Origin of the sequence: Klebsiella sp. 141153, from assembly GCF_032601995.1 — a bacterium.
GTDB lineage: Bacteria > Pseudomonadota > Gammaproteobacteria > Enterobacterales > Enterobacteriaceae > Klebsiella > Klebsiella aerogenes.
In genome coordinates, this window is sequence record NZ_JAQIRJ010000010.1 from 49,557 (window position 1) to 70,207 (window position 20,651).

Consider the following 20,651-nt stretch of genomic DNA (forward strand, 5'->3'; position numbering starts at 1 on the left):
TTCATCATGGCATACAGCGAAAAAGTCATCGATCATTACGAAAACCCGCGCAACGTCGGCTCTTTCGACAACAGCGACGACAGCGTCGGTAGCGGTATGGTTGGCGCGCCGGCGTGCGGCGACGTCATGAAGTTGCAGATTAAAGTCAACAATGAAGGTATCATTGAAGACGCGCGCTTCAAGACCTATGGCTGCGGTTCCGCTATCGCTTCCAGCTCCCTGGTCACCGAGTGGGTGAAAGGTAAATCGCTGGACGAAGCGCAGGCTATCAAGAACACCGATATCGCCGATGAACTGGAACTGCCGCCGGTGAAAATTCACTGCTCTATCCTGGCGGAAGACGCGATTAAAGCCGCGATTGCGGATTACAAAAGCAAACGTGAAGCAAAATAATTAAGAGTTGAGGTTTGTTATGTCGATTACCTTAAGCGACAGTGCAGCAGCGCGAGTCAATTCCTTCCTGGCGAACCGCGGTAAAGGCTTTGGCCTGCGTCTGGGGGTAAGAACCTCCGGCTGTTCAGGCATGGCTTATGTACTGGAATTTGTTGACGAGCCGGCGGCAGAAGACACCGTGTTTGAAGACAAAGGCGTGAAAGTCGTGATCGACGGCAAGAGCCTGCAATTCCTCGACGGCACTCAACTGGACTTCGTCAAAGAAGGTCTCAACGAAGGGTTCAAATTTACCAACCCGAACGTGAAAGATGAGTGCGGTTGCGGCGAAAGCTTTAACGTATAATCGGTAATCCCCAACCCCACCGCGGTCACGCCGCGCGTGGGGTTTTAGTTTAGATGCATGACCCTGAGGTTACTATGGACTATTTCACCCTCTTCGGGTTACCAGCCAGCTATACCCTCTCGCTCGAACAACTGGCTGTCCGGTATCAGGATCTGCAGCGCCAGTACCATCCGGATAAATTCGCCAGCGCGCCCGCTGCGGAACAGCTGGCTGCGGTTCAGCACTCCGCCACCATTAACCAGGCATGGCAGACTCTGCGCCATCCGCTGACCCGTGCGGAATATCTCCTCTCGCTACACGGCTTTGACCTCGCCAGCGAGCAGCACACCGTCCGCGACACCGCGTTCCTGATGGAACAGCTGGAACTGCGCGAAGAGCTCGATGAAATCGGCCAGGCGAAAGACGAAGCGCGGCTGGAAACCTTTATCAAACGGGTAAAAGCGCTGTTTGATACCCGCCATCAACTGATGGTTGAACAATTGCAAAACGAGACCTGGGATGCGGCGGCTGATACTGTACGCAAGCTCCGTTTTCTCGATAAACTGCGCAGCAGTGCTGAAGAACTCGAAGAAAAACTGCTCGACTTTTAATTTTCGGAAGCAATTATGGCCCTATTACAAATTAGTGAGCCTGGTCTGAGCGCCGCGCCGCATCAGCGTCGATTGGCGGCAGGTATCGACCTTGGCACCACCAATTCTCTGGTTGCTACCGTGCGTAGCGGCCAGGCCGAAACTCTGCCCGACCATCAAGGCCGCTACCTGCTGCCGTCGGTCGTGAACTACCACGCCTCAGGGCTGACCGTCGGCTATGAAGCCCGGCTCAATGCCGCTCAGGATCCGGTGAACACCATCAGCTCGGTGAAGCGGATGATGGGGCGTTCCCTCGCCGATATTCAAACCCGCTATCCGCATCTACCGTACCAGCTGCAGGCCAGTGAAAATGGGCTGCCGATGATTCAAACCGCCGGCGGCCTGCTGAACCCGGTACGGGTCTCCGCCGATATCCTCAAAGCGCTGGCCGCCCGCGCCACTGAAGCGCTGGCAGGCGATCTCGACGGCGTGGTCATTACCGTTCCGGCCTATTTCGATGACGCTCAGCGTCAAGGAACCAAAGACGCGGCGCGTCTGGCGGGCCTGCACGTGCTGCGTTTGCTCAATGAGCCGACCGCAGCGGCTATCGCCTACGGCCTCGATTCCGGCCAGGAAGGGGTGATTGCGGTCTACGATCTCGGCGGCGGCACCTTTGATATCTCCATTCTGCGCTTAAGCCGTGGGGTGTTTGAAGTGCTGGCGACCGGCGGTGATTCCGCTCTCGGCGGCGATGATTTCGACCATCTGTTGGCCGACTATCTGCGTGAGCAGGCGGGCCTCAGCGACCGTAGCGATAACCGTCTGCAGCGTGAGCTGCTGGATGCCGCCATTGCGGCGAAAATCGCCCTGAGCGATGCCAACGTGGCGCACGTTGCGGTAGGCGGCTGGCAGGGCGATATCAGCCGTAGCCAGTTTAACGATCTGATTGCCCCACTGGTAAAACGTACCCTGATGGCCTGCCGTCGCGCGCTGAAAGACGCCGGCGTTGAAGCGCAAGAGGTGCTGGAAGTGGTGATGGTCGGCGGCTCCACCCGCGTGCCGTTGGTGCGTGAGCGCGTTGGCGAATTTTTTGGCCGTACCCCGCTGACCTCTATCGACCCGGACAAAGTTGTCGCCATCGGCGCGGCGATACAGGCGGATATTCTGGTCGGCAACAAACCGGACAGCGAACTGCTGCTGCTTGATGTTATCCCGCTGTCGCTTGGGCTGGAAACCATGGGCGGCCTGGTAGAGAAAGTGATCCCGCGTAATACCACCATTCCGGTGGCCCGCGCGCAGGAGTTTACCACTTTCAAAGATGGTCAAACGGCGATGTCTATTCACGTGATGCAGGGTGAGCGTGAGCTGGTGCAGGATTGCCGCTCGCTGGCGCGTTTTGCGCTGCGCGGTATCCCGGCGCTGCCGGCGGGCGGGGCGCATATTCGCGTGACCTTCCAGGTTGATGCCGACGGTCTGCTGAGCGTCACGGCGATGGAAAAATCGACCGGCGTGGAAGCCTCAATCCAGGTGAAACCGTCTTATGGCCTGACGGACGGCGAAATCGCCAACATGATTAAAGATTCGATGAGCTACGCCGAACAGGATATCCAGGCGCGTATGCTGGCTGAACAGAAAGTCGAAGCCGCTCGCGTACTGGAGAGCCTGGAAAGCGCGCTGGCCGCCGACGCCGCGCTGTTAAGCGCCGCAGAGCGTCAGGCTATCGATGCCGCCGCGGAGCAAGTTCGCGCCGCCGCGGCAGGCGAAGATGCCGACGCGATTAAAGAAGCCATTAAAAATATCGACACACAAACCCAGGAATTCGCCGCACGCCGCATGGACCAGTCGGTCCGCGCTGCGCTGAAAGGCCAATCCGTGGACGAGGTTTAAAATGCCAAAAATTGTTTTTCTGCCCCACCAGGACCTGTGTCCGGATGGCGTAGTTGTGGAAGCTGAGAGCGGTGAAACCATTCTGGATGCGGCGCTGCGTAGCGGTATCGAGATTGAACACGCCTGTGAGAAATCCTGTGCCTGCACCACCTGCCACTGCATCGTGCGTGAAGGTTTTGACTCGCTGGCGGAAAGTAGCGAAGATGAAGACGACATGCTGGATAAAGCCTGGGGGCTGGAACCTGACAGCCGTCTGAGCTGCCAGGCGCGCGTCACCGACGAAGATCTGGTCGTTGAGATCCCGCGTTACACCATCAACCACGCACGCGAGCACTAATATGGCACTGAAATGGACCGACAGTCGCGAAATCGGCGAAGCCTTGTATGACGCTTACCCGGATCTCGACCCGAAAACCGTTCGCTTTACCGATATGCATCAGTGGATTTGCAATCTGGAAGAGTTCGATGACGACCCAAACGCATCCAATGAAAAAATTCTGGAGGCGATTCTGCTAGTCTGGTTAGACGAAGCAGAATAATTTTCGCCTCAAGCGGAAAAATTTTAACGGGCTGCCATAGGGTGGCCCGTTTGTTAATAAGGATAAAGATAATGACCGAAGCCATGAAGATTACGCTTTCTACTCTGCCTGCCGATGCGCGCTGGGGAGAAAAAGCGACCTGGAGTATCAATAACGACGGTATCGCCTTACATCTTAACGGTAAAGACGACCTGGGATTAATCCAGCGCGCGGCGCGCAAAATTGACGGCATGGGTATCAAGCACGTCGCCCTGAGCGGCGAAGGCTGGAATACCGATCGCGCCTGGGCCTTTTGGGCCGGTTATAAAGGGCCGAAAGGTCAGCGCCAGGTCGAATGGCCAACCCTTGACGATGCGCAGCGCAGCGAGCTGGATAACCGCCTGACGATTATCGATTGGGTTCGCGACACCATCAACGCGCCGGCAGAAGAGCTGGGGCCAGAACAGCTGGCCCAGCGCGCCGTCGATCTGCTGTGCGGCGTGGCGGGCGAAAAGGTCAGCTATCGCATCACCAAAGGCGAAGATCTGCGTGAGCAGAACTATCTTGGCCTGCATACCGTTGGCCGCGGCTCCGAGCGCCCGCCGGTCCTGCTGGCGCTGGACTATAACCCGACCGGCGATAAAGACGCGCCGGTATACGCCTGTCTGGTTGGCAAGGGCATCACCTTCGACTCCGGCGGCTACAGCATCAAGCAAAGCGCCTTTATGGACTCGATGAAATCCGACATGGGCGGCGCGGCCACCGTGACCGGCGCGCTGGCTTTCGCTATTACCCGCGGTCTGAACAAACGTGTGAAGCTGTATCTGTGCTGCGCGGATAACCTGATTAGCGGCAACGCCTTCAAGCTTGGCGATATCATTCATTACCGCAACGGTAAAACCGTTGAAATCATGAATACCGACGCCGAAGGCCGCCTGGTGCTGGCGGATGGCCTGATCGATGCCTCGGCGCAGAAGCCGCAGCTGATCATCGATGCCGCCACCCTGACCGGCGCGGCGAAAACCGCGTTGGGTAACGACTACCACGCGCTGTTCAGTTTTGACGACGCGTTGGCGAATCGCCTGCTGGCGAGCGCGCAGGCGGAAAATGAAGCCTTCTGGCGTCTGCCGCTGGCCGAATTTCACCGCAACCAGCTGCCGTCTAACTTCGCGGAACTGAACAACACCGGTAGCGCGGCGTATCCGGCCGGCGCCAGCACTGCGGCGGGCTTCCTGTCCCACTTCGTGGAAAACTACCACCAGGGCTGGCTGCACATCGACTGCTCCGCGACGTACCGCAAAGCCGCGGTAGAGCAGTGGTCGGCGGGCGCGACGGGTCTTGGCGTGCGTACTATCGCTAATCTGCTGACGGCTGAGTGATGGCCTTGCCGGGCGTTACGCTTACCCGGCCTGGAAAACCGTAGGCCCGCGCGGACGTAGCGCCGCCGGGCGATTTTGAAGTAGCGAATCTATGTCTGATACTAAAAATGAATTAGAAACATTGCTGGAGAAGGCGGCGACCGAGCCTGCTCATCGTCCGGCATTTTTCACCGCACTGCTTGAGGCAACCGTGTGGGTGCCGGGTAGCGCGGCGGACGGTGAGCAGGTTGTCGAAGATAGCGCCCTCGATCTCCAGCATTGGGAAAAAGATGACGGCACCTCGGTCATTCCGTTCTTCACCTCGCTGGAGGCGCTACAGCAGGCGGTAGAAGAGGAACAGGCCTTCGTGATGATGCCAGCGCGCACGCTGATGGCGATGACGCTGGGCGAATCGCTGTTCCTCAACCCGAAGTTGCCGAGCGGCAAAGAGTTCACCCCGCGAGAAATCAGCCATTTGCTGGGCGAAGAGGGCAGCCCGCTCAGTACCCAGACGGTGCTGGAAGGCGGCGAAGCGCTGCTGCTGTCTGAGGTCGCCGAACCACCGGCGCAGATGGTGGATTCGCTGACCACGCTGTTCAAAACGCTGAAGACCGTCAAGCGGGCGTTTCTGTGCTCGATTAAAGAGAGCGCCGACGCGCCGGCCAACTTGTTGATCGGTATTGAAGCGGAAGGGGATATTGAATCCGTTATCCAGACTACCGGCAGCGTGGCTACCGATACCCTGCCTGGCGATGAACCTATCGATATTTGTCAGGTGGTAGAAGGTGAGAAGGGCATCAGCCACTTTATGATTGCCCATATCACGCCGTTCTATGAAAAGCGCTGGGGCAGCTTCCTGCGCGATTTCAAGCAGAACCGGATTATCTGAAAGCGGGGGCGTTAGCCCCCGCTGTGTTTTTTTATGTCTTCTGCGCGAGGCCGAAAATCGGGTTTGCAAAGGTCAATGCAGGGCGGCAAAGATCCGCGGATAGGCTGACACCATGTTATAGATAAGGAATCCCGTCACGCACAGCGTAACAATGCCGTTGAAGAGCGCCATATCACCGCGCCAGGCCCGACACCTCTTTTCGCCCAACAGAGAACGTATCGCTGCCACCAGCCCGCCGACCAGTATTAACGCCAGTAACACGCCTGCCATCTGCGCGATAACAATGTACCAGCCTAACGGTGTGTTCACGCCGCGGGCGCTCATTAGCGCGATCTGTGCAGGCAAAATCGTCTGGCACCCCAGCGTGAGTATCATGAGAAGGTGCAGGTCCGCCAGCTGAGCATGAGACGTGTGGGTCAGGCGTCGGGCATCACGCAGCAGCAGTACGCCTGACGCCACCGCAGCGGCAACGCTAACGTGCTGGAGAAAAAAGATATATAACGCCAGAGTCCCGGAGCCGACCCTGGACAAAAAGAAAAGATTGCAAAAGACAATGACCAGCAGGCCAAATTTCATGCTCCAGGCGCGTAATATCTCGCCCGGCCAGCGGCGGTATGGCGATGGGCTATGCAGCATCCATGCGGCAAGGGTCGATTTACCGTATCCGGGAGCAAGCAGCACCATCAGAAAACCCAGCAGCGCCTGATGGAAATAGGTTATCAACGGAACTTGTTCCAGAGTGACTCCGAGAAAGCGGGTATAAACGGAAACCGGCGCAGGAACCAGGCTTAACCATGCCCGGTTCCATTCCGGCCAAAAATAAAGAATGATGCCGCCCGCCAGCAGGCCGGTTATGCCTCCCAGCCAGGGCAGGCGAGATGAATCAGCAGAATGTGGGGTGGAGACTAATGCCATTTTCACTCCTTGTGGTGACATCAGGTTACGGAAAAGGCGCTCTCCTGGAGCAGCCCCGGCGGCGCGCGTTAACCTCGCCATCCGAGGCGAGACCGTGAATTAGTCAGGGCAGCCTTCAAGCCTGGCGTAAAGATCCTCATGAATGTATTCCAGCTCCAGCAAGGTGCCATCGCGTGCCTCGTTGAGGGCTTGCTGGCGCTGCCATTCGTCATGGCTCTCTTCCTCATCGGTAAAGACCCCTTGCAGATATTCAATCAGTGACGATTCCGCCAGCCAGAGGTCATTCTCTTTACCTTCGAAGCGGACGACAGGATATTCACCCTGTTCATCACGCTCGGTGACATAGATAAATACCTGCTGATCGCCGGAATGGCTGATGCGAATCAGGGCAGGAAGACGCGGATCGTCGTTCCAGATTGGCGTCAGCTCTTCAAAGTCCAGCCCGGCCATATCAAGACCATTCATGTAATAAGCATCTTCATCCAGCGAGTCGGAAAGCAGGACGCCATGTTCATCAATTGAGTCCACAACCGATTCCAGCACCAACTGACCGTGGGGGCTTTTCAGTTGACAATCGTAGGCCAACAGCGCTTTCAAACTGTCCGGAAGCGCCACGGTTTCGCTATTTTGCGGATCGCGGTATTTCCTGACCCGCAGGCGCTCCACCTCATCTTCCGGCATCGGTTTAGGAGAGGGATTGCGATTGTGCTTTTTTACGACATCCATGAGGTTCTGTAATGAAAAGGCCATTATTCAATTTCCTTATAAATTGGGTGGCGGTAGAGCAAATTCGGCAGGTACAAATCCTGCGGCAGGGTAGAGTAACCGGTTTATCGAGAAGCAGAAGAAAGGGGCGGGGAAAATCAGAAATTATTTAGGGACTGCGGGAGGGGGGACCCGCAGTCACGACGCGTTTACTCAGCGGCAGGGGTCGGCTCGATCGGCAAATCCGTTCTCGCGCCCCATTCGCTCCATGAACCATCGTACAGGCACACGCCGTTGACGCCGAGGGTGGTCAACGCCAGTACCACCACTGCCGCCGTAACCCCGGAACCGCAGCTGGCGATAATCGGTCGCGCAAAATCAACGCCCTGACGCGCAAAAATATCGTTCATCTCATCGACGGTTTTCAGTTCGCCATTAATCACCAGCTCGGTCCACGGGACGTTAAGCGCGCCGGGGATATGCCCGCGGCGTAAGCCTGGACGCGGTTCATCCGCCAGGCCGTTAAAACGCGCAGCCGGGCGGGCGTCTACGATCTGCGCCGATCCTTCATGGCTGACCAGCAGCACATCGGTTAAGCGTTTGATCACCTCAGGATCGAAGTTCACCTCAAATTCGCCTTCCGGCAGGTCCGGTTCGCCTTTTTCCAGCGGCAATTCGTCGCGACGCCAGCCTTCGAGGCCGCCGGCGACAATCGATACCTTTTCGACGCCGAAGGTGCGTAACATCCACCAGGCGCGCGGCGCTGAGAAGAGATTGCCTTCGTCATACACCACCAGATGCTTATCGCTGCTGACGCCAAGCTCGCGCATCGCTACGGCGAAAGTTTCCGCCCGCGGCATCATATGCGGCAGCGGGCTGGTGTGGTCAGACAGCGCTTCGATATCAAAAAAAACCGCGCCGGGGATATGCCCGTCGCGGTATTCCGCCGCCATATCGCGCAGCGCTTCCTGACCCGCCGGCGCCATCCGCGCATCCAGAATTTGAATCTGCGGGTCATCAATATGTTCCGCCAGCCAGTCGGCGGCGACAAAGAATGAGGTGGACATGAGTGCCTCCGTTTTATTATCGATCAATGAATTGTCGGCGTTTTATAAAGGGCTGACAAGTTAAGGACGCGGGAGTGGGGAGGCGGTCACGGAGTTTCCCGATTCATAGGCGGTTTCTATGCTGGTAGCTGTTGAGAATCGCCGCGATGACGCATAATAGAACGTTATTGATTGCATCAGGCTCTGGGCCTAGGGGTTAGAAGGATGAAACCATTTCGTTTAGCGGCGCTATCGTTGGCGCTCCTTACCGCACTATCATTAAGCGGCTGCGATAACAGCGGTGAACCGCAGGCCGTATCGGCGGCCGACAAAGGCGCTGCCGATAGCGCGAAAAAACCGGATAGCGCCCAGCTGGCGACGTTAAAAGAAAAAAGCCAGGGCAAGGCGCTGACGGTGCTCGACGCTTCTGAAGTGCAGCTCGATGGCGCGGCGACGTTGGTGCTGACCTTCTCCATTCCGCTCAAGCCGGATCAGGATTTTTCCCGCAGCGTCCATCTGGTCGATAAGAAAAGCGGCAAGGTTGACGGCGCATGGGAGCTGGCGCCGAATCTCAAAGAGCTGCGTCTGCGCCATCTCGAGCCAAAGCGTGAATTGATCGTTACCGTTGATCCAACGCTCATTGCCCTCAATGACGCCACCCTCGGCAGCCCTTTTGAAAAAAACATCGCCACCCGCGATATCGCGCCGAGCGTCGGTTTCGCCAGTCGCGGCTCGCTGCTGCCGGGGAAAGTGGTCGCCGGGCTGCCGGTGATGGCGCTGAACGTCGACAACGTCGACGTCAATTTCTTCCGTATTAAGCCGGAATCACTCTCAGCCTTCGTCAGTCAGTGGGAATACCGTAACTCGTTAAGCAATTGGGAATCTGACGAACTGTTGAAGATGGCCGATCTGGTTTATAGCGGACGCTTCGATCTCAACCCGGCGCGGAATACCCGTGAAAAGCTGCTGCTGCCGCTTACCGACATCAAGCCGCTCCAGCAGCCGGGCGTCTATGTGGCGGTGATGAACCCGGCGGGTCATTATAGCTACAGTAACGCGGCAACGCTGTTCACCCTCAGCGATATTGGCGTCTCGGTGCATCGCTACCACAACCGGCTCGATGTCTTCACCCAGAGCCTCGAAAATGGCGCCGCGCAGTCGGGAATTGAAGTGCAACTGCTAAACGCCAAAGGGCAGACGCTGGCGCAGGCGAAAAGTGATAGCCAGGGCCATGTTACTCTGCAAACCGACAAAGAAGCGGCGCTGCTGCTGGCGCGTAAAGACGGGCAGACTACGCTGCTTGACCTTAAACTGCCGGCGCTGGATCTGGCGGAATTCTCCATCGCTGGCGCTCCTGGCTTCAGTAAACAGTTCTTTATGTTTGGCCCGCGCGATCTCTATCGCCCGGGGGAAACGGTTATTCTTAACGCGCTGTTGCGCGACGGCGATGGTAAACCGCTGGCGGAGCAGCCGGTGAAGCTGGAAGTGGTGCAGCCGGATGGCCAGGTGATTCGCTCTGTGATGAGCAAACCGGTCAATGGCCTGTATCAGTTTACTTATCCGCTCGACAGCGGCGCGGCCACCGGTATGTGGCACATTCGCGCCAGCACCGGCGATAATCAACCCCGCGAGTGGGATTTCCACGTCGAAGACTTTATGCCCGAACGCATGGCGCTGAATCTGACACCGCAGTCCGCGCCTATAGCCCCGGATGCCGACGTCGCCTTTAGCGTCAGCGGCGCCTATCTCTACGGCGCGCCGGCCAGCGGCAACCAACTGCAGGGCAAACTGTTCCTGCGCCCGCTGCGCGACGCCGTCGCGGCGCTGCCGGGCTTCCAGTTCGGCGATATCGCGGAAGAAAACCTCTCCCGCAGCCTGGACGAAGTTCAGCTGACGCTGGATGAAAAAGGCTATGGGGAAGTGACGACTTCGAGCCAGTGGCAGGATAGCCACTCGCCGCTGCAGGTGGTGTTGCAGGCCAGCCTGCTGGAATCAGGCGGCCGTCCGGTGACCCGCACCGTACAGCAGCCGATCTGGCCTGCCGAGGCGCTGCCGGGGATCCGCCCGCAATTTACGCTGAAGGACGTTTACGACTACCGCACCGATACCACGGTGAAACAGCCGGTGGTGGATGAAAACAGTAACGCCGCTTTTGACATCGTCTATGCCGACGCGAAAGGCGAGAAAAAAGCGGTCTCCGGTCTGCAGGTGCGGCTGATCCGCGAGCGGCGCGACTACTACTGGAACTGGTCCGATAGTGAGGGCTGGCAGTCGCAGTTTGATCAAAAAGATCTGCAGGAGGGCGAAACGTCGCTGGATCTGCAGGCCGGGCAGACCGGCAAAGTGAGTTTCCCGGTGGAGTGGGGCTCGTATCGTCTTGAGGTGAAAGGGCCGGACGACGTCGTCAGCAGCGTGCGCTTCTGGGCAGGCTATAGCTGGCAGGATAACAGCGAAGGCGCCGGCGCGGCGCGTCCTGACCGCGTGACGATGAAGCTCGACAAACCAGGCTACAAACCGGGCGACACCATCAAGCTGCATATTGCCGCTCCGGCGGCGGGTAAAGGCTACGCGATGGTGGAATCCAGCGAAGGGCCGCTGTGGTGGCAGGAGATTGACGTCCCGGCGGAGGGCATGGAACTGTCGATTCCGGTCGATAAAGCCTGGAATCGCCACGACCTCTACCTCAGCACGCTGGTGGTTCGCCCCGGCGATAAATCGCGCTCGGCGACGCCGAAACGCGCGGTCGGCTTGCTGCATCTGCCGCTGGGCGATGAAAACCGCCGTCTGACGCTGGCGCTGGAGGCACCGGACAAAATGCGCCCGAATCAGCCGCTGACGGTGAAAGTGAAGGCCAGCGTCAAGGAGGGCGAGGTGCCGAAACAGGTTAACGTTCTGCTCTCGGCGGTGGATAGCGGGGTGCTGAATATTACCGATTACGCCACGCCGGATCCGTGGAACGCCTTCTTTGGCCAGAAGCGCTACGGCGCGGATATTTATGACATCTATGGTCAGGTAATCGAAGGGCAGGGGCGTTTAGCCAGCCTGCGCTTCGGCGGCGATGGCGACGAGTTGAAACGCGGCGGTAAACCGCCGGTTAATCACGTGACGATCGTCGCCCAGCAGGCGCAGCCGGTGGTGTTGAATGACCAGGGCGAAGGCACGGTGACGTTGCCCATCGGTGATTTTAACGGCGAGCTGCGGGTGATGGCTCAGGCGTGGACGGCAGATGACTTCGGCAGCAGCGAAGATAAAGTGGTGGTTGCCGCCCCGGTTATCGCGGAACTGAATACCCCGCGCTTCCTTGCCAGCGGCGACGCCACGCGTCTGGCGCTGGATCTCAGTAATCTGACCGACAAACCGCAAATCCTGCAGGTGCATCTTACCGCCAGCGGGTTGGTCACGTTGACCGATGGCCAACTGCCGCCAGTACAACTGGCGCCGGGCGCCCGCAGCACGCTGTTTATACCGGTGACCGCGTTAGCGGGATTCGGCGATGGTCAGGTCAATGCCACCATCAGCGGCCTGAATCTGCCGGGCGAAACCTTCGCGCCGCTGCAAAAGCAGTGGAAAATCGGCGTGCGTCCGGCATTCCCGGCCCAGACCGTCAATAGCGGCGCGGTGCTACAACCTGGTGAAAGCTGGCAGGCGCCGGCGGCGCAGAGTCAGGGGTTCGCCCCGCAAACGCTGCAGGGCCAACTGCTGCTCAGCGGTAAACCGCCGTTGAATCTCGCCCGCTATATTCGCGAGCTGAAAGCCTATCCTTACGGCTGCCTTGAGCAGACCGCCAGCGGCCTGTTCCCTTCTCTGTACACCAGCGCCGCGCAGCTAAAAGCGCTGGGGATCAGCGGTGATAGCGATGAGAAACGCCGCGCGGCGGTCGATGTTGGTATCTCGCGCCTGCTGCAGATGCAGCTGGAAAACGGCGGCTTTGCGCTATGGGATAAAGAGGGCCCGGAAGAGTACTGGTTAACCGCCTACGCCATGGACTTCCTCGTCCGCGCGGGCGAGCAGGGCTATAGCGTGCCGGTCAACGCCCTTAATAAGGGCAACGAGCGCCTGCTGCGCTATCTGCAGGAGCCGGGTTTGATGACCGTGCGCTACAGCGACGATGCGCAGGCCAGCCGCTTTGCCGCTCAGGCCTACGCCGCGCTGGTGCTGGCGCGCCAGCAAAAAGCGCCGCTCGGCGCCTTGCGTGAAATCTGGAGCCGTCACGAACAGGCGCGATCCGGACTACCGCTGCTGCAACTCGGTATTGCGCTGAAAACCATGGGCGATGCGCCGCGCGGCGATGAGGCCATGAAGCTGGCGGTTGCCACGCCGCGCCAGGATGAGAATCGTTGGCTGGGCGATTACGGCAGCCAACTTCGCGATGATGCGCTGAAACTGGCGCTGCTGGAAGAGAACAAGCTGCTGCCGGAGGTACAAAATCAGCTGTTGGGCAGCTTGTCGGAAGAAGCCTTCGGTCAGCGCTGGCTGTCGACCCAGGAAACCAACGCGCTGTTCCTTGCCGGGCGTACCCTCGCCGACCTGCCGGGCAACTGGCAGGCGCAAACCTCGCTGCAGGCGCAGCCGCTTGCCAGCGACAAAGCGCAAACCCGCAATCTCGACGGCGATCGGCTGGCGGCGCTACAGGTGACGAATACCGGCAATCAGCCGCTGTGGCTGCGTCTCGATAGCAGCGGTTATCCGCAAAGCGCGCCGCAGCCGGGCGGCAACGTGTTGGGGATTGAACGCGCCATTTTCGATACTCACGGACAGCAGAAATCGCTGACCTCGCTGCGTAGCGGCGAACTGGTGCTGGTCAAGCTGGAGGTGACCGCCAAACGTAACGTTCCTGACGCGCTGGTGGTCGATCTGCTGCCGGCGGGCCTTGAGCTGGAAAACCAGAACCTGGCCAATAGCAGCGCCAGCCTGCAGGAGAATGGCGAAGCGGTACAAAATCTGCTTAACCAGATGCAGCAGGCGGATATTCAGCATATCGAGTTCCGCGACGACCGCTTTGTCGCCGCAGTCGCCATTAATGAAGGTCAGCCGGTGACGCTGGTCTATCTGGCGCGGGCGGTGACGCCTGGCACCTATCAGGTTCCGCAGCCGCAGGTGGAATCGATGTATGTACCGCAGTGGCGGGCAACAGGGGCGGCCAGCGGCCCGCTTACCGTTACGCCGTAAATGCGTGCATTACCTCGCATAAAACGCCGCTGGCGCTGGCTGGCGGCGTTTATTTTTCTGTCGTGGCTGGCGCTATTGGCGGCCGACCGTCTGTGGCCGCTGCCGCTGCATGAAGTCACTCCTGCCCGCGTGGTGGTGGCGGAAGACGGCACGCCGCTGTGGCGCTTTGCTGACGCGCAGGGCGTCTGGCGTTACCCGGTGGCTATCGCTGACGTTTCGCCGCGCTATCTGCAGGCGCTCATTCAGTATGAAGACCGTTGGTTCTGGAAACATCCGGGGGTCAACCCCTTCGCGGTGCTGCGCGCCGCCTGGCAGGATCTTACTTCCGGGCGGGTGATATCTGGCGGCAGCACCCTCACCATGCAGGTGGCGCGTCTGCTCGACCCTCATCCGCGCACCTTTGGCGGCAAGCTACGCCAGCTATGGCGGGCGCTGCAGCTGGAGTGGCATCTGTCAAAAAGCGAAATTCTTACCCTGTATCTGAACCGCGCGCCGTTTGGCGGCACCCTACAGGGGATCGGCGCGGCCAGCTGGGCTTATCTCGGCAAACCGCCCGCCCAGCTCAGCTACGGCGAGGCGGCGCTACTGGCCGTGCTGCCGCAGGCGCCGAGCCGTTTACGCCCGGACCGCTGGCCGCAGCGGGCCCAGGCCGCTCGCGATAAGGTGCTGGAGCGGATGCTCAGCCAGGGCGTCTGGCCGCAACGGGCGGTACAGGAAGCGATGGAAGAGCCGGTGTGGCTTTTCCCGCGGCAGATGCCGCAGCTGGCGCCGCTATTTGCGCGCCGGGCGCTGGCGACAAGTCGTGATGAAAAGGTGACGACAACGCTCGATGCCGGGCTCCAGCGGCAGCTTGAAGATCTGGCGATGAACTGGAAATCACGTCTGCCGCCGCGCAGCTCACTGGCGATTGTCGTCGTCGATCACACTGACATGAAAGTCCGCGGCTGGGTGGGTTCGGCGGATATCCGCGACGATAGCCGCTTCGGCCACATTGATATGGTCTCGGCGGTGCGCTCGCCGGGTTCGGTGCTGAAACCCTTTATCTACGCGATGGCGATGGATGACGGGCTGATTCACCCGGCATCGCTATTACAGGATGTGCCGCGGCGCTTTAGCGATTATCGCCCCGGTAATTTCGACAGCGGGTTTCATGGCCCGGTGAGCGCCAGCGAGGCTCTGGTGCGTTCGTTGAATCTGCCGGCGGTGCAGGTGCTCGAGGCCTATGGACCCAAACGCTTTGCGGCTAATTTACGCAATGCCGGCCTTCCCTTGATGTTGCCCGCCGGCGCTGAACCGAATCTGTCGCTGATCCTCGGCGGCGCTGGAGCGAGGCTGGAAGATATTGTCGCGGCGTACGGCGCTTTCGCCCGTCATGGCAAAGCGGCGCGGTTGCGCATGAAACCCGACGACCCGCTGGTGGAAAGGGCGCTAATGTCGCCAGGCGCGGCGTGGATCACCCGGCGGATATTGGCAGGCGAAGCCCAGCCGTTACCCGATGCGTCGCTGCCGCAAGCGGTGCCGCTGGCGTGGAAAACCGGCACCAGCTACGGTTATCGCGATGCGTGGGCGGTAGGCCTCAACGCGCGTTACTTGATTGGCATCTGGACCGGACGGCCAGACGGTACGCCGGTGGTGGGGCAGTTTGGTTTTGCCAGCGCCGTGCCGCTGTTAAACCAGGTCAATAATATGCTGCTGGCGCGTCCGTTAATGAGCCGCGGCGGGCTGCCGGTCGACCCGCGTCCGCCGTCGGTCAGCCGCGGCACTATCTGCTGGCCCGGCGGGCAGGATCTGCCGGTTGGCGATAGCAACTGCCGCCGGCGCTTAGCCAGCTGGCTTCTGGATGCCAGCCAGCCGCCGACGCTGCTGTTGCCGGGTCAGGAGGGTGTGCGCGGTATCCGCTTCCCGGTGTGGCGTAACGCAGCAGGAGAAAGGGTCGCCGCGGATTGTCCGGGCGCGACAGAAACTTCTGTTGATGTCTGGCCGCTACCGTTAGAACCCTGGCTGCCGGTTAGCGAGCGCCGCCGGGCGCGGCTGGGCACGGCATCGAAGGCGTGTCCGCCGCTGCAGACTCAGGATGCCGCGCCGCTGGTGCTTTCCGGCATTCGCGAAGGGGCGGTAATAAAACGGCTCCCGGGCGAGGCGCGGGTGATGTTACCCGTGCAAACGAGCGGTGGAGAAGGGCGGCGCTGGTGGTTTATTAACGGTGAACCGTTAGAGGCAGCAGGCGCAAGAACGATAATTACGCTCGATAGGCCCGGCGAGTGGCAACTGGTGGTAATGGATGAGGCGGGGCAAACGGCGGCCGCCAATTTCACCCTACAATAAACAGGGTAAATCTGTTGTTGGCGGTTTGTGTTGCTAATACTCATCTTATTTTAACAAAATGTTACCTTCGTCCGTAGGCATCGCCGACGTTGCTCATTATAATGCGCGCCAGGCCATACGATCGTATGTGCAACAACAGAACATTTAATTAGAGGTAATCATGGCTATTGAACGTACTTTTTCCATCATCAAACCAAACGCGGTGGCAAAAAACGTTATTGGCAGCATCTTTTCTCGCTTTGAAGCTGCAGGGTTCAAAATCGTCGGCACCAAAATGCTGCATCTGACCGTTGAGCAGGCTCGCGGCTTCTATGCTGAGCACGAAGGCCGTCCGTTCTTCGACGGTCTGGTTGAGTTCATGACCTCCGGCCCGATCGTGGTTTCCGTACTGGAAGGCGAAAATGCGGTTCAGCGTCACCGTGACCTGCTGGGCGCGACCAACCCGGACAACGCCCTGGCCGGTACCCTGCGCGCTGACTACGCTGACAGCTTCACCGAGAACGGCACCCACGGTTCCGACTCTGTAGAGTCTGCTGCTCGCGAAATCGCGTTCTTCTTTGCTGAAGGCGAGGTTTGCCCGCGTACTCGCTAATCTCCTGCGTCTTTCACGCCACAGCTTTGTTGGCTTCATTCGCGCACCCCGGTCACATAGTTATCTATGCTCCCGGGGATTTGCGAACTCGCCGCCTCGCTGTGACCTGAAATACTTTGGAGATACGACCCTCGTCTTTTCGACCGTCGCGGCGTGGCCTGACAATCGAAAAGCCTTAGAGGATTGAGCAGTCAGTTACAGATTTTTTTATCATTGCTTTGTGCAAACGTGGCAATGATGCGCCAGAATTTGTAGAATATAGCGCCCCCGGACGAGCAGTCGCTCTCCGGGGCGTTTCTTTTTCAACCCACCTGGGGCCATAACGTGTAATAACGAGGCCGGAAAAATTATGTCTGAACAAATTGTCACACCTGATACCGCCGCTCTGACGGTGCCGAATAAAGATGCCAAAATCAACCTGCTGGATTTAAACCGTCAGCAGATGCGCGAGTTTTTCAAAAACATGGGCGAGAAGCCTTTCCGCGCCGATCAGGTGATGAAATGGATGTATCACTACTGCTGCGATGACTTTGATGAAATGACCGACATCAACAAAGTCCTGCGCGGCAAACTGAAGGAAGTCGCCGAGATCCGCGCGCCGGAAGTCGTTGAAGAGCAGCGCTCCAGCGACGGCACCATCAAATGGGCGATTGCCGTTGGCGATCAGCGCGTTGAAACGGTCTACATCCCGGAAGAAGACCGCGCCACGCTGTGCGTCTCTTCACAGGTTGGCTGTGCGCTGGAATGTAAATTCTGCTCCACCGCTCAGCAAGGCTTCAACCGTAACCTGCGCGTTTCCGAAATTATCGGCCAGGTCTGGCGCGCGGCGAAAATCGTCGGTGCGGTGAAGACTACCGGCGTACGTCCAATTACCAACGTGGTAATGATGGGTATGGGCGAGCCGCTGCTGAACCTCAATAACGTCGTTCCGGCGATGGAAATCATGCTGGATGATTTCGGTTTTGGTCTCTCCAAACGTCGCGTGACCTTGTCCACTTCCGGCGTGGTGCCGGCGCTGGATAAACTCGGCGACATGATCGACGTTGCGCTGGCGATTTCTCTGCACGCGCCGAACGACACCATCCGCGACGAAATTGTACCGATTAACAAAAAGTACAATATTGAGACCTTCCTGAACTCAGTGCGCGGCTATATTTCGAAGTCCAACGCCAACCAGGGCCGCGTGACTATCGAGTACGTCATGCTGGATCACGTCAACGACGGTACCGAGCATGCCCACGAACTGGCGGCGCTGCTGAAAGATACGCCGTGCAAGATCAACCTGATCCCATGGAACCCGTTCCCGGGCGCGCCGTATGGCCGTAGTTCTAACAGCCGTATCGATCGTTTCTCCAAAGTGCTGATGGAATATGGTTTCACCACCATCGTGCGTAAAACCCGCGGCGACGATATCGATGCTGCCTGTGGCCAGCTGGCGGGCGACGTAATTGACCGTACTAAACGTACGCTGCGTAAGCGTATGCAGGGCGAAGCGATCGACGTGAAAGCCGTCTGATAAGTTATGCAGCGCACAGCTTTCGCTGCGCGCTGCATAAATATGTCGAATTGCCAGGCGAAATACGCTGATTCGGTTAATAATTACGGTGCGTTTTTGTCGACTTTGAGGCAGTATGTAGCGGTACAACAACCGCTTAGCATTCAATATTGATAAGTCTCTGTGATAGTCGCCCGGACAGCCTTATACTGTCGGTTGACGTTGAGCAGTGTCTCGCGGCGCAGGCTCTTTCCCGCGCTGAACTTTAAATTTCACGTACCAGTAGTTGTAGCGAATGAATACTGAAGCCACTCAAGACCATCAAGAAGCAAACTCTACGGGCGCGCGCCTGCGTAATGCCCGCGAACAACTCGGACTCAGCCAGCAAGCGGTGGCTGAACGCTTATGCCTGAAGGTTTCCACGGTTCGTGATATTGAAGAAGATAAGGCGCCAGCCGATCTCGCTTCGACCTTCCTGCGCGGCTATATCCGTTCCTACGCTCGCCTCGTACATATCCCGGAAGAAGAACTGCTGCCGATGATGGCGAAGCAAGCGCCAATTCGCGCCGCTAAAGTGGCGCCGATGCAGAGCTTCTCGCTGGGTAAACGTCGTAAAAAACGCGACGGTTGGCTGATGAGCTTTACCTGGCTGATTTTGTTTGTGGTTATCGGCCTGAGCGGCGCATGGTGGTGGCAAGACCACAAAGCGCAGCAGGAAGAGATCACCAGCATGGCCGATCAATCCTCCAGCGATCTGAACAGTAGCGATAGCGGCAGCCAGTCAATTCCGCTGGACACCGGTTCGGCGAATAACGCGCCGGATACGACGGCAGCCAATACCAATAGCGCGCCGGTCGATAACTCGACTGCGCCAGCCGTGAGCGCGCCAGCGGCTACCTCCGCGCCGGCGGATAACAACGCCGTGGTCGCCCCTTCGCAGGCGAACGTCGATACCGCCGCCACCGCGCCGGCTGCGCCAGCCCCGACCTCCGCATTGCCTACCGATCAGGCCAATGCCGCAGCGGCGGCTTCCGCTCAGGATCTGGTAATGAACTTTAGCGCCGATTGCTGGCTGGAAGTGAGCGATGCGACCGGTAAAAAACTGTTCAGCGGCCTGCAGCGTAAAGGCGGGAACCTGAACCTGAGCGGTCAGGCGCCGTATAAGCTGAAAATCGGCGCCCCGGCTGCGGTACAAATCCAGTATCTGGGCAAACCAGTCGATTTGAGTCGTTTTATCAGAACTAACCAGGTTGCGCGTCTGACCCTTAATGCCGAACAATCACCGGCGCAGTAACAGACGGGTAACGCGGGAGATTTTTCATGCATAACCAGGCTCCGATTCAACGTAGAAAGTCCAAACGCATTTACGTTGGTAATGTGCCGATTGGCGATGGGGCTCCCATCGCCGTACAGTCGATGACCAATACTCGCACCACCGATGTGGCCGCGACGGTAAATCAAATTAAAGCGCTGGAGCGCGTGGGCGCGGACATCGTCCGCGTTTCCGTCCCGACGATGGACGCAGCGGAAGCTTTCAAGCTCATCAAACAGCAGGTCAACGTGCCGCTGGTCGCCGATATCCACTTTGACTACCGTATTGCGCTGAAAGTCGCGGAATATGGCGTTGATTGCCTGCGCATCAATCCAGGCAACATCGGTAACGAAGAGCGTATCCGCATGGTCGTGGACTGCGCGCGCGACAAAAACATTCCTATCCGCATCGGCGTCAACGCCGGTTCGCTGGAAAAAGATCTGCAGGAAAAATACGGCGAGCCGACGCCGCAGGCGCTGTTAGAGTCCGCCATGCGTCACGTCGATCATCTCGATCGTTTGAACTTCGATCAGTTCAAAGTTAGCGTAAAAGCTTCTGATGTCTTCCTCGCCGTTGAATCCTATCGCCTGTTGGCGAAGCAGATCGATCAGCCGCTGCATCTCGGGATCACCGAAGCCGGCGGCGCGCGTAGCGGCGCGGTAAAATCCGCGATCGGTTTAGGTTTGCTTCTGTCTGAAGGGATCGGCGATACCCTGCGCGTGTCGCTGGCAGCCGATCCGGTGGAAGAGATTAAAGTCGGCTTCGATATCCTGAAGTCGCTGCGCATCCGTTCCCGCGGTATTAACTTTATCGCTTGCCCAACCTGCTCGCGTCAGGAGTTTGACGTCATCGGTACGGTGAACGCGCTGGAGCAGCGTCTGGAAGATATCATCACTCCGATGGATGTTTCGATCATCGGCTGTGTGGTTAACGGCCCAGGCGAAGCGCTGGTTTCTACCCTCGGCGTCACCGGCGGCAACAAGAAAAGCGGCCTGTATGAAGACGGCGTGCGCAAAGACCGACTGGACAATAATGACATGATCGACCAGCTGGAAGCGCGTATCCGCGCGAAAGCCACCATGCTGGATGAAGCGCGTCGTATTGAAGTTCAGCAGGTTGAAGCAAAATAACGTGT

The 20,651-nt window shown here is 58.6% G+C and carries 17 protein-coding genes; 14 read left to right on the plus strand and 3 right to left on the minus strand.

The features are described 5' to 3' along the window. The first annotated feature begins 6 nt into the window (after positions 1-6). The 8 genes from iscU to sseB all read left to right on the plus strand — a co-directional run bounded on the left by iscU (position 7) and on the right by sseB (position 5,957). Positions 7-393, plus strand: coding sequence for a Fe-S cluster assembly scaffold IscU (gene iscU, locus PGS10_RS18635; RefSeq protein ID WP_004866383.1), 387 nt, complete (start codon positions 7-9; stop codon positions 391-393). Positions 394-412: 19 nt separating this feature from the next. Next, the gene (iscA, locus tag PGS10_RS18640; protein ID WP_012540868.1) at positions 413-736 is read left to right on the plus strand and encodes an iron-sulfur cluster assembly protein IscA; all 324 of its coding nucleotides are present in this window, start codon (positions 413-415) and stop codon (positions 734-736) included. A gap of 74 nt (positions 737-810) precedes the next feature. Beyond that, a complete protein-coding gene (gene hscB / locus PGS10_RS18645; protein ID WP_047053904.1) occupies positions 811-1,326 on the plus strand; it encodes a co-chaperone HscB in 516 nt (171 codons plus the stop codon). Positions 1,327-1,341: 15 nt separating this feature from the next. Beyond that, positions 1,342-3,192 (plus strand): Fe-S protein assembly chaperone HscA, encoded by a 1,851-nt coding sequence (hscA, locus tag PGS10_RS18650; RefSeq protein WP_047078054.1) that lies wholly within the window; start codon positions 1,342-1,344, stop codon positions 3,190-3,192. 1 nt (position 3,193) lies between these two features. After that, positions 3,194-3,529 (plus strand): ISC system 2Fe-2S type ferredoxin, encoded by a 336-nt coding sequence (gene fdx, locus PGS10_RS18655; protein WP_012540871.1) that lies wholly within the window; start codon positions 3,194-3,196, stop codon positions 3,527-3,529. A gap of 1 nt (position 3,530) precedes the next feature. Next, positions 3,531-3,731: a Fe-S cluster assembly protein IscX gene (iscX, locus tag PGS10_RS18660; protein ID WP_047078055.1), complete on the plus strand. Its 201-nt coding sequence runs from the start codon at positions 3,531-3,533 to the stop codon at positions 3,729-3,731. A gap of 71 nt (positions 3,732-3,802) precedes the next feature. After that, a complete protein-coding gene (gene pepB / locus PGS10_RS18665; RefSeq protein WP_045392740.1) occupies positions 3,803-5,089 on the plus strand; it encodes an aminopeptidase PepB in 1,287 nt (428 codons plus the stop codon). A gap of 91 nt (positions 5,090-5,180) precedes the next feature. Beyond that, positions 5,181-5,957: an enhanced serine sensitivity protein SseB gene (gene sseB / locus PGS10_RS18670; RefSeq protein ID WP_047043418.1), complete on the plus strand. Its 777-nt coding sequence runs from the start codon at positions 5,181-5,183 to the stop codon at positions 5,955-5,957. A gap of 72 nt (positions 5,958-6,029) precedes the next feature. Here the strand turns inward: sseB and PGS10_RS18675 are convergent, their stop codons facing one another. The 3 genes from PGS10_RS18675 to sseA all read right to left on the minus strand — a co-directional run bounded on the left by PGS10_RS18675 (position 6,030) and on the right by sseA (position 8,644). Beyond that, the gene (locus PGS10_RS18675; RefSeq protein WP_047043420.1) at positions 6,030-6,872 is read right to left on the minus strand and encodes a hypothetical protein; all 843 of its coding nucleotides are present in this window, start codon (positions 6,870-6,872) and stop codon (positions 6,030-6,032) included. A gap of 99 nt (positions 6,873-6,971) precedes the next feature. Then, entirely contained in the window at positions 6,972-7,622 is a 651-nt protein-coding gene (locus PGS10_RS18680; RefSeq protein WP_047078056.1) for a DUF5066 family protein, read from the minus strand. Positions 7,623-7,786: 164 nt separating this feature from the next. Continuing rightward, entirely contained in the window at positions 7,787-8,644 is an 858-nt protein-coding gene (gene sseA / locus PGS10_RS18685) for a 3-mercaptopyruvate sulfurtransferase (protein WP_045392728.1), read from the minus strand. A gap of 204 nt (positions 8,645-8,848) precedes the next feature. Here sseA and PGS10_RS18690 point away from each other — a divergent pair, with 204 nt between their 5' ends. From PGS10_RS18690 to ispG, 6 genes are all read left to right on the plus strand, one after another. Beyond that, entirely contained in the window at positions 8,849-13,792 is a 4,944-nt protein-coding gene (locus PGS10_RS18690) for an alpha-2-macroglobulin family protein (RefSeq protein ID WP_316423341.1), read from the plus strand. Next, entirely contained in the window at positions 13,793-16,117 is a 2,325-nt protein-coding gene (gene pbpC, locus PGS10_RS18695) for a peptidoglycan glycosyltransferase PbpC (RefSeq protein WP_047043428.1), read from the plus strand. Between the two features lie 160 nt (positions 16,118-16,277). Next, a complete protein-coding gene (gene ndk, locus PGS10_RS18700; protein WP_004866348.1) occupies positions 16,278-16,709 on the plus strand; it encodes a nucleoside-diphosphate kinase in 432 nt (143 codons plus the stop codon). A 349-nt stretch (positions 16,710-17,058) separates the two neighbouring features. Continuing rightward, positions 17,059-18,225, plus strand: coding sequence for a bifunctional tRNA (adenosine(37)-C2)-methyltransferase TrmG/ribosomal RNA large subunit methyltransferase RlmN (locus PGS10_RS18705; RefSeq protein WP_015370322.1), 1,167 nt, complete (start codon positions 17,059-17,061; stop codon positions 18,223-18,225). A gap of 274 nt (positions 18,226-18,499) precedes the next feature. After that, positions 18,500-19,498 (plus strand): cytoskeleton protein RodZ, encoded by a 999-nt coding sequence (gene rodZ, locus PGS10_RS18710; protein WP_047078059.1) that lies wholly within the window; start codon positions 18,500-18,502, stop codon positions 19,496-19,498. A gap of 26 nt (positions 19,499-19,524) precedes the next feature. Next, positions 19,525-20,646: a flavodoxin-dependent (E)-4-hydroxy-3-methylbut-2-enyl-diphosphate synthase gene (gene ispG / locus PGS10_RS18715; RefSeq protein WP_015370324.1), complete on the plus strand. Its 1,122-nt coding sequence runs from the start codon at positions 19,525-19,527 to the stop codon at positions 20,644-20,646. Positions 20,647-20,651: the final 5 nt, after the last annotated feature.

Excerpts from the sequence above, each read along its gene's own strand:
- PGS10_RS18690 (WP_316423341.1), top strand. The coding sequence starts at position 8,849 with ATGAAACCATTTCGTTTAGCGGCGCTATCGTTGGCGCTCCTTACCGCA.
- PGS10_RS18675 (WP_047043420.1), bottom strand. The coding sequence starts at position 6,872 with ATGGCATTAGTCTCCACCCCACATTCTGCTGATTCATCTCGCCTGCCC.
- hscA (WP_047078054.1), top strand. The coding sequence starts at position 1,342 with ATGGCCCTATTACAAATTAGTGAGCCTGGTCTGAGCGCCGCGCCGCAT.
- ndk (WP_004866348.1), top strand. The coding sequence starts at position 16,278 with ATGGCTATTGAACGTACTTTTTCCATCATCAAACCAAACGCGGTGGCA.
- sseA (WP_045392728.1), bottom strand. The coding sequence starts at position 8,644 with ATGTCCACCTCATTCTTTGTCGCCGCCGACTGGCTGGCGGAACATATT.
- pepB (WP_045392740.1), top strand. The coding sequence starts at position 3,803 with ATGACCGAAGCCATGAAGATTACGCTTTCTACTCTGCCTGCCGATGCG.
- pbpC (WP_047043428.1), top strand. The coding sequence starts at position 13,793 with ATGCGTGCATTACCTCGCATAAAACGCCGCTGGCGCTGGCTGGCGGCG.
- sseB (WP_047043418.1), top strand. The coding sequence starts at position 5,181 with ATGTCTGATACTAAAAATGAATTAGAAACATTGCTGGAGAAGGCGGCG.
- PGS10_RS18680 (WP_047078056.1), bottom strand. The coding sequence starts at position 7,622 with ATGGCCTTTTCATTACAGAACCTCATGGATGTCGTAAAAAAGCACAAT.
- iscX (WP_047078055.1), top strand. The coding sequence starts at position 3,531 with ATGGCACTGAAATGGACCGACAGTCGCGAAATCGGCGAAGCCTTGTAT.
- fdx (WP_012540871.1), top strand. The coding sequence starts at position 3,194 with ATGCCAAAAATTGTTTTTCTGCCCCACCAGGACCTGTGTCCGGATGGC.
- hscB (WP_047053904.1), top strand. The coding sequence starts at position 811 with ATGGACTATTTCACCCTCTTCGGGTTACCAGCCAGCTATACCCTCTCG.
- ispG (WP_015370324.1), top strand. The coding sequence starts at position 19,525 with ATGCATAACCAGGCTCCGATTCAACGTAGAAAGTCCAAACGCATTTAC.
- iscU (WP_004866383.1), top strand. The coding sequence starts at position 7 with ATGGCATACAGCGAAAAAGTCATCGATCATTACGAAAACCCGCGCAAC.
- PGS10_RS18705 (WP_015370322.1), top strand. The coding sequence starts at position 17,059 with ATGTCTGAACAAATTGTCACACCTGATACCGCCGCTCTGACGGTGCCG.
- iscA (WP_012540868.1), top strand. The coding sequence starts at position 413 with ATGTCGATTACCTTAAGCGACAGTGCAGCAGCGCGAGTCAATTCCTTC.
- rodZ (WP_047078059.1), top strand. The coding sequence starts at position 18,500 with ATGAATACTGAAGCCACTCAAGACCATCAAGAAGCAAACTCTACGGGC.